This is a genomic window from Thalassotalea sp. SU-HH00458, from assembly GCF_040362795.1.
Taxonomy (GTDB): domain Bacteria; phylum Pseudomonadota; class Gammaproteobacteria; order Enterobacterales; family Alteromonadaceae; genus Thalassotalea_H; species Thalassotalea_H castellviae.
On the sequence record NZ_BAABWW010000004.1, the window covers coordinates 325,387 to 340,986 of the forward strand.

A 15,600-nucleotide genomic window follows, 5' to 3' on the forward strand; every position below is an offset into this window, starting at 1 on the left:
ATCATTTAGTGAAAATTTTTTTGCTATTTCTCATTATGGCGTTATGAATTTCTTTGGCATTAGGGTATAAAAGCCCTAATGCACAATTAGAGTTTAGTCACAATGACAGTTCAATATAAAATATCTCCTTCAAACCTCAACAGTCATTTATTTGATGTAAGTATTCACTTTCAAAGTGAAGCCGATAAAACCTACACGCTTTCGCTTCCTGCTTGGTTACCCGGTAGTTATATGATCCGTGATTTTGCGAAAAATCTGATTGCGATCAATGCAACGGATGAACAAAATAACCGACTTGAGTTACACGCCATCGACAAACAAACGTGGCAAGTTACAGCAAAAAATAAGCAAACTACACTCAACTATCAGGTATTTGCTTTCGACTTATCCGTAAGAACCGCCTATTTAGATAATCAACGCGGATTTTTTAATGGCAGTTCAACATTCTTGGCCATTGAGGAGCTTAAAGAACAAGCCTGCTCTTTACACATATCTTCTCCAAGTGATCATTCACATTGGCGTGTAGCAACGGGATTACCTCGAAGTAAAAATACCGCTAAGTATGCCTTTGGCGAATATTATGCCGATGATTATGCTCATCTTATCGACTGCCCTGTTGCCATTGGCGATTTCGACAGTTTTGAATTTGAAGTGGAAGGCGTGATTCACCATATGGTTTTCACCAGTAAACATTATGGTGACCGTGCCAGAATTTCATCTGATGTGAGTAAGCTTTGCCAACACCATATTAATTTATTTGGTGAAGTTCCTTTTAAAGAATATTGGTTTATCACCCATTTATTAGCCGATGGATTTGGTGGCCTTGAACATAAAAACTCCACCATTTTACAAGCCAGTCGTTTCGACTTGCCTAATCCCAATACTCCACATGAGTTATCAGATGATTATCAAGCATTTTTATCGTTATGTTCCCACGAATACTTTCATGCTTGGAACATATGCCGGATAAAGCCTAAAGCCTTTATTCCTTATCAGCTAGATAAAGAGTCTTACACGGAACAATTATGGGCGTATGAAGGGATCACGTCGTATTATGATGACTTTTCCCTATTTCGTGCAGGGATCATTACTTTTGAAGCCTATTTAGCCATTTTAAGTAAAGCTGCAACACGTGTGTATCGTGGTAAAGGCGAACTTAAACAAAGTGTCACTCAATCAAGTTTTTATACTTGGACTAAATTTTATCAACAAGGTCCTGACGCCGTAAATAATATTGTTAGCTATTACGTAAAAGGCTCTTTAATTGCATTATGGTTAGATTTAACCATTCGCGAAAAATCATCAGGTCAATACAGTTTAGACCATTTAATGAAAGAATTATGGATACATTTTGGTCGTCCAAATATCGGTACTCAGCAAGAAGATTTTATTAATATCGTGAATATATTGTGTAATGAAGATATCAGTGACGATTTTAAAAATTTACTAAATACTGCCAAACGAGTTGAATTGTCTGAATTATTAAGCAAGGTTGGCGTTTCATTCAATACCAGTAAATTCAAAGAACTGAATAAAATGGAGACCACAATTACCACAAACTATGTACCGTACATAGGCGCCCACTATAAGCCACAGTCAATCGGCTTAAAAGTTAGTCAAGTGATTGAAGATTCTCCTGCCGCCAAAGCCAGTTTAGCCGTAAACGATGTCATTATAGCTGTCGATAATATGCATGCTACGGAGAAGTCGATACAACAACTAGCCAATTATTTACCTGAAAATAGTGAGGTGATTTGTCATTATTTACGTGATGATCAGTTATTAACGAGTACATTGCAGTTTACAGACTCACCGTTAACTGGCGTCACTTTATCTGAAACAGACAAGGCACTTAGTCAAAAATGGCAGGTCATTATTTAACGCTGTCGTTATGACTTTGACACTGAGTGTAAATATTAACGAACAATATCGTCAAGACTATGTGTAGGCGAAAGCCGCACAAATTAGTAACAAAAGTTACTTTATATTACACTTAGCCAAAGTAAGACAATAACAGCAGAGATACTAAAATGATCAAAATTGAAAAAGTGCATCACGTTGCTTATCGTTGTAAAGATGCTAAAGAAACCGTTGAGTGGTATAAAGATAAGCTAAACATGGATTTAGTTCTCGCTATCGCTGAAGATGAAGTCCCTTCAACCAAAGCACCTGATCCTTACATGCATATTTTCTTAGATGCAGGCATGGGCAATGTATTAGCTTTTTTTGAACTACCAAACTCTGATGATATGGACCGTGACCATAATACGCCAGCTTGGGTGCAACATTTGGCGTTAAAAGTTGCTGATGTTGATGCTTTAGTTGCCGCAAAAGAGTCATTGGTTGAAAAAGGTGTCGAAGTATTAGGCCCCGTTCATCATGGGGTGTTTAAATCAATTTATTTTTTCGACCCTAGTGGCCATCGTTTGGAATTAGCCGCGGATATTGGTACGCCTGAGCAATATAAACAATTAAATGACGTTGCACATGCCATGATAGATGAATGGGCAGTGACAAAACGTGCCCCTAAACATGCAGCATGGTTACACGAGCACGATTAACGTTACTCTGTAGCAGTTAATTATTTTTATGATGCATCATTGAAAGCCCATATCCTAGCTATGGGCTTTTTTATTACTTGATCAATCTCGGCTTAAAATTCATTAACTTAGCGATGAAAAGATAGCTTTACTATGGTAGACAATCACTAATCCACGAAAATATTCGTATAAAATTCAAACAAGCCTAGCGTAAGATAATGGCTATTAATCTTGTAAGACATTGACCATTAAATAACAAATACGATAACTATTAATAAATTTGTAACATGAATTTAACAAATAAAAACAGTAAGTTAATAAATAAACATCAATTAAATTGTCAATTAATTTTTATTTATTACTTGCTCCATTCGTTCACTTCGGTAAAGTATTTCCAGCTACAAAGTAGCAATAATAAAAAGGATGATGTTGCACGGACAGCAATATGTATTCAAAGAATATGATAAATTCGAATAGGGATGGTTAACTAAAGTTAAGGAAGATCGTTTATTTCTTGTCCAGGGGGACAGTAGGGATAGCCTAAAAAAGTGTCAAGATGACCAAAAAAAATAAAAGACTAGGGAAGCTTAATAACAATACTGGAACATTGTATAAATTACTCAAAATTACAGGGACTGTGCTAATAGGTTAGGATTACCACTTAAGAATTGGACTATAATATTTGCAGTTTAAGTCAAATTTATAATCTCATGAACGACGGCAATGCCGTCGTTTTTTCTTCTTTAAATCGAAAAAAGCGATATATTTTCATTGAATTTCCCTTTTCCTCGCAAACTAACGTAAAATAGCGTTATTGCTCGTTAACCAACTTCGAAAATTATGTCACGTAAGAAAAAATCAAGAAAACCGGGTATTGCTCCTATTAGCGCCAACAAAGAAGATAGAAAAAAAACCGTAGAAGTGAGCAATAAAAGAGTCAAGAAAAAGCACGGTAAGGCGCCAGGCAACCGTCAACAAGAAGCACAAGTTAAGCAAAATAAAAATGCTGCTTCAAAGACGAATAAAGATCCAAGAATTGGCAGTAAAACGCCCATCGTCTTAACCAAAGCCCCGATGGCGGAAAAACAATCCACACCGAAACAAACTAAAGCCTCGCCAATAGCGGCCATCCGAGTTGTTGATAACCAACAAGCGTTAGAAGAAGAGTTATATGAAATCGAAGCGGATGCTCGTATTCAAGAGATTTTACAAAAACAAGACGATGAAATAGCGCTAAGCGAAGAAGAAATTGACTACTTTAATTTAAAAATGGATCGTCATAGCAACCTAAGAGAGCAACTAGGCTTAGATGATGACGATGAATTAGTGTCAACAGAGCAAGCTAATACTGAAGTTGATGAAGACGCATTGTGGGATAAGTTAGACAATAATAAATTTTCAGATTTCGAGTAAGGTATTTAAATGTTTGCAAATCCATGGAGTTACTTAATCGTAATCGCTGTTCTTATTGTTGCATCCTTAGCGTTTTATGCGATTAAACTCTTACGACAATTAAAAAAACAAACCGCACAGCAAGCGCAAGCAGAGCAAGAACGTCAGCGTTCTCTCAATCAGCATGACAAGAAAATACTCGACAGTATTGTGATTATCGTCAGAGCAATGAAAGAAGAACAATGTGATATTTCTGAAGGTTGCTGGCGACTGTCGGTATTGCTCGACTCCCTCAAAACCAGCGAAAATCATCATCAACAATTTCCTGCTATCTTTGAGCTCTATGAAGCGATAAAACATATGCCGATTTTAGAAGCACGTAAAAAACTTGAAAAACGAGAGCGAATGAAACTCGACTTTGAGCGGGTAAAAATTGAAGCGCGATTAGCCGATGCAGTAAAAGAAAATGTAAACACTTTACATCAATATGCTGCTGAAAGGGTCGCCGCTCTTACTTAGTATGTGAGTTACATTAGCTGATATTTTATTTAAGACAATAGTTCACCTAAAGCTTGAGCGTGATCAATAACACAAGCTGTCACTTCATTATAATAAGCTCATAGTTTTTTAGTTTAGTGAACGCTCATGCAAGCCAATCAATTTTTCGACAGTACACTATTAAATAAGTACAACACCAGTGGTCCTCGCTATACTTCGTATCCAACGGCTTTAGAATTTCATGATGATTTTTCAGATCAAGACTTTATCAAAGCAATAAAAAACTCTCCTAATCGTGAATTATCTTTATATGTTCACATTCCGTTCTGCCATAGTCTTTGTTATTACTGTGGCTGCAACAAAGTAATTACCCGCCATCGCAGCAAAGCTGACACTTATTTAGAGTACCTTGCAGAAGAAATTAGTGCGCGCGCCGAATTATTCACTGAATACACAGTAAAACAATTACATTGGGGTGGTGGTACACCAAGCTTTTTAACGCATCAACAAATCACAAAACTAGTGACGTTATTAAAATCGAAATTTCATTTTGCAGAACACGTGGAAATGAGCATTGAAATAGATCCTCGTGAAATTGAAATGAATTTAGCTGAACACCTCTATGACTTAGGGTTTAATCGCATTAGTATTGGTGTTCAAGACATCGACCAAAAAGTACAAGAAACCATCAATCGGGTGCAATCTACCGAATTTATTAGTGATTTTATCGCTCATGCTAAAAAAGTAGGCTTCAAATCCATAAATATAGATTTAATTTATGGGCTACCTCATCAAACCATAGAGACCTTTACCAGAACTTTACATAAAGCTCATGAAATGGATGTTGACCGTATTTCATTATTTAGCTACGCCCATCTTCCGAGTCGGTTTGCAGCACAACGTAAATTACGCGATGAATGGCTGCCGAATGTACAGCAAAAATTTGCTTTAATGAAACTCGCCATCGAAAAACTGTGCGGCTTTGGTTACGACTTTATTGGTATGGATCATTTTGCCAAACCGAATGATGAACTTTCTATCGCGCAAAGAAATGGCACTCTTCATCGTAACTTTCAAGGGTATACCACTCAAGGCAATTGTGACCTTTTAGGGCTAGGAGTATCATCAATCAGTAATATCGGACACTCTTTTTGCCAAAATATTAAAGAGCTTCAAGAGTATTATAAAGCGATTGAATCAAGAAAAAACGCGCAGATTAAAGGAGTAGAATTAAACCAAGATGATGTGATCCGCGGCGAAGTGATCCGTGAATTAATGTGTAATCTTCACCTCAATAAACATACTATTAGTCAAAAGTACGATATCCAATTTGATGATTACTTTTCAGAAGATTTATTGCTGTTAACACCTTTTATTAATGATGGTCTTATTGAGTTAACGGAAGATGCCATTCATGTCGATCAAAAGGCACGTTTACTGATACGTATAATTTGTATGAGTTTCGACGCCTACATGAAACAACACATCAATCAACAACGTTTTTCACGCGTGATTTAATTAAAAAAATCACTCGTGAAACAGTCGAGGTATTTTTAGATAGCATAAATCAGCCTTTACTCTAAATACCCTAAAATAAACTGCTCACTATCACTGGTGATGGCTAAGGCTACCTCGTTTTCTTGATCAACTTCTTGGGCAAAATTAACCCACTGGTAATAAACATTTCGATGGACTTTTGCCATCAAATTTCGGCGAACGGTGACGTAAAGACCGCCATCGTCAGAGATAGTCAACGGATGCTCTTTAGACAAGATAAACGTATCATCTAAATTGGTAGTTAGTTGCATGACGGTTTGTTCATCATCTAACCAAATCCATTGTGTGATCAACAATGGGGCATCTTCTACGGTAATTTTGACTTTTTCTACCGGGGTAACGAGAAAATATTCATCGGCTTCTTTTTTCAATACCGAAGCAAATAGTTTAACTAGAGACATGCGCTTAAAGGCCGTGCCATTATGAAACCACTGGCCATCCGCTTTTATCTGGAGATCTATTTCGCCACAATATGGTGGGTCCCACAACTCAACAGGCGGCATTTTTTGTGTGGCATTTGATTTAAGTTGTTCTGATAACTTATCTAAAGACATGATTTCACCTAACGGTAATAAGCGGTCATTTATAGTAACAAACGATGAGATTTATTGAAAAATAAAGTCAAAGGTACATCTTTTGGACACTTTGGCGATAAAGCAAAGATTTTTCTTGTCAATCGAGATATAAATGCAATATACTCTCCGCGCTTTTCCTGTCACCTATAGGACAAGGCGCCTCAAGTAATATCAGTGGTGGCTATAGCTCAGTTGGTAGAGCCCCGGATTGTGATTCCGGTTGTCGTGGGTTCAAGTCCCATTAGCCACCCCATTCTCATAGCAAAATAGTTACCTTGCAAATTTACCGAAAATCAAATTTTATATTTATTTGGTAATAAATGCTGACGACTCTTTTTCTAATTCAGTGGCTAACCTAGCAAGCTCAACACTTGATTCTGCAATATTATCTGTGGCATGACTGGTTTCGGTAACACCAACATTTAAGGTTTCTACATTTTGTAGAATTTCTTCAACCACAACGGCTTGTTCTTCTGCTGCCGTCGCAATATGTGCACTTAAGTCAGTGATCTGATGCATTTCACTTTCAACCACTTTATTTAATTCCATCACTTCTTTTGCATGCTCTTGCACATCTGTTGCATGTGTCACACTACTTGACATAATTTCAACGGACGAATTTGCACCATTGACTATGGTGTTGATCATATTATCTATTTCTTTGGTTGAATCTTGAGTTCGCTGTGCTAGTTGTCTTACCTCATCGGCTACCACAGCAAAACCTCGCCCTTGCTCTCCCGCTCTTGCTGCTTCTATGGCTGCATTTAATGCCAGCAAGTTGGTTTGATCAGCAATGCCTTTTATTACATCGAGTATATGAACAACTTGGTCAAAATCACTTCTGACGCGTTTAACACTTTGTTCTGATTCTTGAATTTGAGTCGCCATGCTCATAATTGATTGATAAGTTTCATTGAGTTTATTTGAACCATCGAGTACTTTCCCTTGAATGTTATCTACCGCTGTTGATGTGGTTGCTGTACTTTGGGCAATTTCGTTCACCGTAGACCCCATTTCTTGCATCGCAGTAGCGAGTTGTTCAGAAATAGATTGTTGTTCCGCAACGGTTTTATTCGTTTGTGTGGTGATTGCAGCTAATTCCTCAGAGGTGGAAGCTTGTTGTAAGGAAATTCCTGAAATAGTGCTCACCATACTCGATAGGTTTGCCACCATGTGTTTAATGGCCTTTTGTAATTGACCAACTTCATCAGTTGAGGTTTGCTCAATGGTCATCGTCAGGTCACCACTGGCCACTTTTTCTGCAACAGCGGCCACTTCAATGATTGGTGTTGAAATTCGTTTTGCAAACCACAACCCCGTTACCGCAATAATAAGAGTAAAGATGAGCATTAATCCCATCATAAAATAAGTGTTACTTCTAATTGAAGCGAACGCTTCAGGCTCATCTATCTCAGAAATTATCGCCCAATTAAACGAACCAAATTCAATACGGTCAAATGATGACAACACTGGGTTGCCATTATAGTCTTGTATAATATTCGTATTCTTCTCACCTTGTAATGCTCGTTTAACCGCTTCAGTGTTAACACCATTATTGGCAACAGTGCCTGCAAAACTCGCCTTTACTGAATGACCTTTGGGATCAATAAATGAGTTACTTCGCATCCTCAAATCACTACCAACTAAATAGCTTTCACCGGTTTCTCCCATACCTTCTCTGATACCCATAATGGTTTGAATGCCTTCAAGTGGAAGTTGCAACGCAACAAATAACGAAGTTTCCCCATTCGCGCCAAGTAATGGTTGCGCAATAAAAGCGGCGGGCTCATCATTACTTGGCGCATATGGGGCAAAGTCTATGATGTCATATTGTTTCGTTTGGCTCACTTTCTTGATTAATGTTCCCAAATTTGTGTTAGCGTATGTCCCCTTTAAAATATTGGTATTAAAATCAGCTTCTTTAGAAACAGTATAAAAAATATGGCCATCAGGATTAATCAAAAATAAGTCGTAATAACCGTATTTTTCAATATATGTTTTATAAAATTCTTCATTGTTAGACGTCATCGGATTAAACGCTTCGGCAACATCAATTTCAGAAATAATGGCCCACCGAACACCACTGTTAAGCTGAATATAATCCCAGCTACTCACCACCGGATTATCGTTATAATCCATTATAACTTGCGTGCCTTTTTCACCATTGAGTGCGCTATTTGCAGCTTTAGTTTCAACGGTATTTTTATTAGCAAAAGATGCCATAACAGAATATTGACTAGGATTTAAATAAGAATCAGAGCGCATTAATTTATCTTGCCCTACTAAATAAGACTCTCCTGTTTCCCCCATCCCTTCTCTATGCCCTAAAATAGCATTCAATTTATCAATGGGTTGTTGATAGGCAATATAACCAATGCGTTTTCCATTTACTGTAACCGGTTTGACCGCAAATGCAGCTGGGTCGTTATTACTTGGAGGATAAGGAAGGAAGTCACCAAAATGACTGTCACTACCATCATTGTTACTCGCTAAATTAAACGCTTTCTCAAACGAAGTACCGGATAAATCAACGGTGATCTTTTGACCTAAATCACTTTCTCTTGTAACAGAGTAAATAATAGTGCCGCGTTGACTAATGATAAAAAAATCATACCAACCAAAGTTAGTCAGTAATGATTTATACGCTTTGTCGTATTGATCCAATCGAGATCGCCACTTAGGTTTATTTGAAAAATCTTCGGTTAACACCTTAATTGCATCTTGAAGTTCACGGTTGTTGGCGAGCATTTCTAATTGAACGGTATTGTTTGCAAAGTAATCTTCTACTTGTGTTTTCTTAAGGGTGGTGATTGCCGTTAATTGGTTAAATGCCTGATTTTGCATAGTATCAGCGAAATTAACGAGTACGCCCATATCTCCTTTACGTTCGTCAAAATAGTTTATGATAGTTTGTTTTTTAATTTGATTAATGGCTGTTAGCTGATTATAAACTTTCGAAGAAATATCTTCTGAGCTATTCATGGTAGAAATAACACTAATAACAATAGCGGGAATTAGACCCAATAAGATAAACGCCGAAGTAAATTTATTTTTCAACGTATTAAAGTTAAACATATTTTGGTTGCCTATTGGTTATAAATCCATTTTTGTTTGTTTATTGGTAGAAATTTTTGTTAAAAATCTGCGGTTATTGAAAGCGCTTACTTCATTAATAAAAATATAGTAAGCCAAATTAATTAGATCAATTTTCTCCAATAAAGTTTTAATAACAATAAGTGATTAAAACTTTTCCTTATGTCATAAACTGGCTGCTAGCCATCGAAAATAACAGGAATAATACAAAACAGATAAGGTATTGCCTGTTGTATCTTTCAATTCTCCTCTTGCCTTTCACTTAAATAGCACATGATTGTCACATGCTTGTCATATGGTCTCTTTACTGTGAGCTTATGAACATCATAAATAATGTTTACCGACATGATTGTCGGGTTTTACTCTGGTGTGTAAAGTCACATAGTTATCGCCGTTTCATCATGGCGATCAAATGGCTCTCACGATCAGGTGATGGTTATATGCAGCTTTTGATCCCATTGATTTTACTATGCAAAGATGGCCAAGCTGGGTATGACTTTTTCATGATTGCACTTGCCGCATTTGCTGTTGAGCGAAGTGTATATTTCTCAATGAAAAACACTTTAAAACGTCCTCGCCCTCCTGCGGTTATTCCTTATTTTTTTTCGATGGTTACTCCTGCAGACCAATTTAGTTTTCCTTCAGGTCATACCATGGCGTCATTTCTTTTGGCGACATTAGTTATTGCTTACATGGGCAGCGAAGCTTTTTTAATCGTTATTTGGGCAGCAGGGGTTGGGCTTTCACGCATCATTTTAGGCGTTCATTTTCCTACGGATATTCTAGCAGGAGCCAGTTTAGGCACATTCATTGGTTATTTCGCAAGTTGGTGGTTATGAAAATATTATATGGTATTCAAGGTACAGGAAATGGACACATTTCGCGTTCTCGTGTTTTAGCAAAAGAATTAGAAAGTTGCGGCCTTTCAGTTGACTACCTATTGTCTGGTAGAGCCAAAGAAAAATTTTTTGATATGGACATTTTTGGACAATATCAACATAGGCAAGGCTTTACTTTTATTAGTGAGAATGGTCGTATTAATCATTTTAAAACCGCGTTAAATAATAATATATTCCGTTTTATTAGCGATATTATCCATTTAGACTTGGCGGTATACGATCTTGTCATCACTGATTTCGAACCAGTCACAGCATGGGCAGCAAAAATAAAAGGTGTCCCAGTGATTGGCATCGGTCATCAATATGCCTTTGGCGATAATACACCAAAATCTCAAGATACTTGGTTAACTCGCAGTATCATGAAATACTTTGCGCCTGCAAAATACAATATTGGTCTACACTGGCACCCGTATGACAACTCGGTTTTACCTCCAATTGTAGATGTGGACCTAAAACGCAGTACCAACAAACAACATATTTTAGTGTATTTGCCTTTTGAGAATCAAAAAGAGATCACACGCTTATTGAAACGTTTCCCAGCGACCCAATTTATTCAATACTCTCCTGATTTATTTAATGCACAAGCAGGTAATGTTGCATTAAGGCAAACCAGTCACTTAAGTTTTAAGCAAGATTTAACACATGCCGATGGCGTAATATGTAATTCAGGGTTCGAGCTTATTAGCGAATGCTTGCATATTGGAATTCCTATCTTAACCAAAGCTTTACATGGTCAAATGGAGCAACACTCTAATGCCTTAGCGCTTAAGCAATTAAAATACGCTGATGTTATAGATGAACTTTCTGTCGATAACATAGAACATTGGTTAACCCATAAAGCTTCGGCTAATTTACCACCATTGCCAAATGTCGCAAAAGCGATCGCAACCTTGATTGCAAATAATAACTGGCAGGCATTTAACAATAAAACATTAAATTTATGGCCTGAAGGTTTGCAATGTTCTCGCTCAACTTAAAGGTTAGCACAGAGCTTTTTTTCCTTAAAAAGCAGGTTTTATCTTCGTAAGATCTGCGTTAATTTTGTAGAAATTAATTTAAGTTGGGCCGAGGCATAACTCAATTAACAGGCCTCTGTAGCTTGGCTTGTTTCAGGAAGGTATCTTTGACGCTTTTTATCTTTTAAGTAATGTAAATCTAATAAAACCAAGCCATCGATACAATAATTAAAATCAGGATCAACATTAAAATCTAAAAATTTAACTCCACCCGGTTTGCAAAGATCAGCATATTGCTTATATAAGGTCGGGACTGTTGTTCCCATAGTCGCTAGCTTATGTTTTAGTTCTACAAATTCATCTTGATAATTCAGTACTTGGTTTTTATTGGCAATATCTTGTTCAAACTTAAAAGGGTACATAGCTTTAGCCAAGTTTTCATCACATGAGAAATGCCGCTGATAAAACTGAACAATTAACTCTTTTGCCGCTTGAGGATAACTATTACTTAAACTAACAGGCCCTATCATGTAGCGATATTGAGGATTTTTTTGTAAATATGCGCCAATGCCATACCATAAATAATCTAGGCTTCTTTTCCCCCAATATTTAGGTTGAACAAAACTACGACCTAATTCTAACCCTTGCGAGAAATATTGTTGCATTTGAGGATTATATTCAAACAATGTCGCAGAATAGAGCATATTTTCAGCGTAAACTTTAGATGCATTAGCAAGTCGATAAGCGCCGGCTATTTCTAAATCATCTTTATCCCATAAAATTAAATGAAAATAATGACTGTCATAGGCGTCTATATCTCGGCGTTTATTACAACCCTCACCAACGGCTCGAAAAGAAACTTCTCTCAACCGTCCTATTTCACGCATGATCGAAGAACTTTTATTGTGTTGATATAGGTAGATTATTTTGCCGTCTTGCGTTTCGCCTATTACCTGACAATATTTTTTAATCGCTTTGCGAAGTTTCTGACGACCTTCAGGTAAAGCGATAGCTTTCTGACTTTCAAATATTAACGGCTTATTTGTGCCAATTCGATATAAATGCTTTTTAAATAATTTAACTTGCTGATTAATGTGAATACCGTTGTTGGCATACGTTTGATACGCAATTAATTCACCAATCCTCATAGGAAAATGATTACAGCGTTGTTTAAACATTTCTTTCACTAAGAACATCGTTGATAACGGCTTGTAAATCATTGACATTCCGTAAAATGACGCTGAATTTTTCGCGCTGACTTTAATAGGTAATATAGGCGCCTGCGCTTTAGTTGCCATACGTAAAAAACCTTTATGCCAAACAGTATCTCTTATGCCCTGAGGACGTAATCTAGAGACTTCACCAGCAGGAAATACTATTAATGCACCTTCATTTTGTAGATGCTGATCAATATTTACCAAGCAAGCTTTTGCCGTACCACCTTGCATATTATTAACCGGTAATAAAAGGTCATGCAGCGGTTCAAAGGCCATTAACATTTCATTAGCGACAACTTTAACATCGTCACGTACTTCACTGATCAACTTCAACAAAGCGAGACCATCTAAAGAGCCCACCGGATGATTAGCAATAATCACTACTCGACCATGGCTTGGGATACGTTCTTTTTCAGTGTCTCTGCATGAATAACTTACTTCAAAGTATTCAAGTACTTGCTCAACAAACTCCAAACCAAAACAATGCGGATAATCTTGCTCAAATTGTTGGATGTCTTTTTCATGAAGCAGCTTTTTCAAACAAAACTTCAATGGTGCAGACAGCCAAGGTTTGTTTGACACTTGCGGATAATGGCGATCTATAATTTCATTTACTGTATACATATTTAATACTACTCAACTAAAAATAAAGTTTAAGCCGCGTGATGTGATTGGCATTCTGACGCTTCTTTCGTCGTTGCTAGCTGAATATAAGGCCAATAAACTAATTCAATATCGCCTTTTTGGTTTTCAACCAAAGCCGAACAACTTTCAAGCCAGTCACCATCGTTTAAATATCTAATACCATCTACCATGGTTATTTCTGGATGATGAATATGACCACAGACAACACCGTCATAGCCTTTATCTTTTGCTGCTTGACAGGTTGCTTGTCGATATCGCGATATCGCTTTTTGAGCACTTTTTACATGACGTTTTATATAACGTGCCAATGACCAGTATTTACGCTCGTTTCGAAGAAATGTTTTGTGAAACCACCGATCTAAAAACAACAGAAAGTCATAGCCCTTATCACCCATCCAACTATGAAATTTACCTAAACACACTTCTTGATCAAATTGGTCACCATGCAGAACTAATAACTTTTCATTTTTAGCTGTGATATGGACATATTGACGATGAATTTCTACATCGCCAAAATGCATTTGATCAAATTTTTGAATGGGCTCATCATGATTTCCCGGCAGGTAAATCACTTGGGTGTTTTGTTTAGATAACGCTAATAGTTTATGTAAAACATCATTATGAGATTGTGGCCAGCGAAATTGTTTCGACATCGCCCACATATCAATAATATCGCCAACCAAATAAAGCGTCTCTATCTCAACATTATTAAGAAAATTTAGCAGATACTCAGCTTTGCAATCTTTACAACCTAAGTGAATATCAGATAACCATACTGTTTTATATCGGTGTTTAATTGTCATGTTAAAACCCCATGAATAGTCAACACAATTAAACTTAAGCAATTTAAATGGCAGTAATATGACAAAAATAGAATTTATTAATTATTTAGAGCAGTCAAAGCACTGGCACTTGCTATTCCGTAGATAAAATTCTCACGTGAGTTGAATTATTGAGCACCTCAACTCATACTTAACTTCATAATAGAAAGAAGTGGATTAATTTGATTCTCTCAGAATCGTGTGCGCAAAAAATAATAAACTTTTATCTTCTAATGACTTCAAAGGCCGGATGCTTTGCTGAAAGAAATAAAACATAATCTTTACCAAGAAATTCCATATAAGCCGTCGATTATTTTACTGTTCTCTAAAATAGGAATGCTCATATGCACAAGCATGGCTCTTTTAGCGCTTTTCACCAAAAGCTTTTTCCTGTCAGCTATGCTTTTTGTTGCAACTTTTATTTATTATTTAGGATTTTATGTTTGTAAAAAACATCAAAATATTCAGCTTAGTTCAGCCATTGTTCTTTATTCGCTTTATTTATTGATGTTTTTTCTCGTTTTTACTGGGGGCGTTGCCAATACGGGGCCTTTATGGATTTATATTGTAGCGCCTGTTTCATTATCTATTCATGGGTTTAGACGAGGATTAATCGATATAGCTGTGTTTACTACCTTGATCATTTTGATAATGTTTATACCGTCCAACATTGCATATCATGCTATTTATCCAATTGAATTTAAATTGAGATTAATTTACTCATTTTTGACGGTGTCTTTTTTAACGACTTTGTATGAATACACCAGAGATCATGCATTAAAGAAAACTCTCGAGTTAAAACATAAATATCAGAAGCTTGCAAACTTCGATCCTCTAACAAATCTATCAAATCGACGTGTCGCTTATGATATTTTAAAGCAAGAACAATCTCACTTAAGTAGAAACAAAGAAAAGTTATCGATCTTAATATGTGATGTCGATGAATTTAAGCGAGTGAATGACCAATATGGCCATAATGCAGGAGATGCGGTATTAATAGAGTTAGCCAAACTATTTAATGAACAAATTCGAGAACAAGATTGTGTAGCTCGATGGGGCGGAGAAGAATTTTTATTTATACTCCCGCAAACCTCTGCAAAAAATGCCGCGATCATCGCAGAAAAAATACGGAGCAAAGTCGAAAATCATGTCATCAATTACCAAGAACATAACATTCAAATTACCATCAGCATGGGTATTGCTCAGTTTGAAATGGACGCTGGTATCGATGAGGTGATCAATCATGCCGATAAATGTTTATATAAAGCAAAAGATTTAGGTCGAAATCGTATTCAAGCATCGAACGAAAACTAATTTTGTTTTTCTTCCTATCAAAAACGTGCGATTAAAACATAGTTTGATTTGCTTTCCCTTGTAATTTAAGTGTTTTCACATATTCTTATTCAC

Annotated in this window: 12 protein-coding genes and 1 tRNA gene; 9 read left to right on the forward strand and 4 right to left on the reverse strand. The window is 36.6% G+C overall.

The genetic code is table 11. The annotated features are described in order from the left end of the window. The first annotated feature begins 102 nt into the window (after positions 1-102). The 5 genes from ABXH06_RS08415 to hemN all read left to right on the forward strand — a co-directional run bounded on the left by ABXH06_RS08415 (position 103) and on the right by hemN (position 5,948). Positions 103-1,881, forward strand: a complete 1,779-nt coding sequence (locus ABXH06_RS08415; protein WP_353517935.1) for a M61 family metallopeptidase — start codon at positions 103-105, stop codon at positions 1,879-1,881. A gap of 149 nt (positions 1,882-2,030) precedes the next feature. Continuing rightward, positions 2,031-2,561 (forward strand): VOC family protein, encoded by a 531-nt coding sequence (locus ABXH06_RS08420; protein WP_353517936.1) that lies wholly within the window; start codon positions 2,031-2,033, stop codon positions 2,559-2,561. A gap of 819 nt (positions 2,562-3,380) precedes the next feature. Further along, complete coding sequence (yihI, locus tag ABXH06_RS08425; protein ID WP_311580861.1) at positions 3,381-3,953, forward strand: Der GTPase-activating protein YihI; 573 nt, start codon at positions 3,381-3,383, stop codon at positions 3,951-3,953. 9 nt (positions 3,954-3,962) lie between these two features. Beyond that, positions 3,963-4,451, forward strand: coding sequence for a DUF2489 domain-containing protein (locus tag ABXH06_RS08430; RefSeq protein ID WP_353517937.1), 489 nt, complete (start codon positions 3,963-3,965; stop codon positions 4,449-4,451). A gap of 126 nt (positions 4,452-4,577) precedes the next feature. After that, positions 4,578-5,948, forward strand: coding sequence for an oxygen-independent coproporphyrinogen III oxidase (gene hemN, locus ABXH06_RS08435; protein WP_353517938.1), 1,371 nt, complete (start codon positions 4,578-4,580; stop codon positions 5,946-5,948). 56 nt (positions 5,949-6,004) lie between these two features. On the opposite strand, the gene ABXH06_RS08440 is transcribed toward hemN, so the two are convergent. Continuing rightward, positions 6,005-6,541, reverse strand: a complete 537-nt coding sequence (locus ABXH06_RS08440; protein ID WP_311580874.1) for a DUF1285 domain-containing protein — start codon at positions 6,539-6,541, stop codon at positions 6,005-6,007. A gap of 198 nt (positions 6,542-6,739) precedes the next feature. On the opposite strand from ABXH06_RS08440, the gene ABXH06_RS08445 reads away from it, so the two are divergent. Continuing rightward, positions 6,740-6,815, forward strand: a tRNA-His gene (locus ABXH06_RS08445). A 53-nt stretch (positions 6,816-6,868) separates the two neighbouring features. On the opposite strand, the gene ABXH06_RS08450 is transcribed toward ABXH06_RS08445, so the two are convergent. Beyond that, positions 6,869-9,637 (reverse strand): methyl-accepting chemotaxis protein, encoded by a 2,769-nt coding sequence (locus ABXH06_RS08450; protein ID WP_353517939.1) that lies wholly within the window; start codon positions 9,635-9,637, stop codon positions 6,869-6,871. A gap of 335 nt (positions 9,638-9,972) precedes the next feature. Between ABXH06_RS08450 and ABXH06_RS08455 the strand changes: the two genes are divergently transcribed. Then, positions 9,973-10,494, forward strand: coding sequence for a phosphatase PAP2 family protein (locus ABXH06_RS08455; protein ID WP_311580880.1), 522 nt, complete (start codon positions 9,973-9,975; stop codon positions 10,492-10,494). Beyond that, positions 10,491-11,531 carry an MJ1255/VC2487 family glycosyltransferase gene (locus ABXH06_RS08460; RefSeq protein ID WP_311580883.1) on the forward strand — a complete coding sequence of 347 codons (1,041 nt, stop codon included), beginning with the start codon at positions 10,491-10,493 and terminating at the stop codon, positions 11,529-11,531. Before ABXH06_RS08455 ends, ABXH06_RS08460 begins: the two co-directional genes overlap by 4 nt. Positions 11,532-11,635: 104 nt before the next feature. On the opposite strand, the gene olsF is transcribed toward ABXH06_RS08460, so the two are convergent. Both olsF and ABXH06_RS08470 read right to left on the reverse strand, forming a co-directional pair. Further along, entirely contained in the window at positions 11,636-13,351 is a 1,716-nt protein-coding gene (olsF, locus tag ABXH06_RS08465) for a bifunctional ornithine lipid synthase OlsF (RefSeq protein WP_311580886.1), read from the reverse strand. 29 nt (positions 13,352-13,380) lie between these two features. Continuing rightward, complete coding sequence (locus tag ABXH06_RS08470; protein ID WP_311580888.1) at positions 13,381-14,175, reverse strand: UDP-2,3-diacylglucosamine diphosphatase; 795 nt, start codon at positions 14,173-14,175, stop codon at positions 13,381-13,383. Positions 14,176-14,547: 372 nt separating this feature from the next. Between ABXH06_RS08470 and ABXH06_RS08475 the strand changes: the two genes are divergently transcribed. Next, the gene (locus ABXH06_RS08475) at positions 14,548-15,507 is read left to right on the forward strand and encodes a GGDEF domain-containing protein (RefSeq protein ID WP_353517940.1); all 960 of its coding nucleotides are present in this window, start codon (positions 14,548-14,550) and stop codon (positions 15,505-15,507) included. Positions 15,508-15,600: the final 93 nt, after the last annotated feature.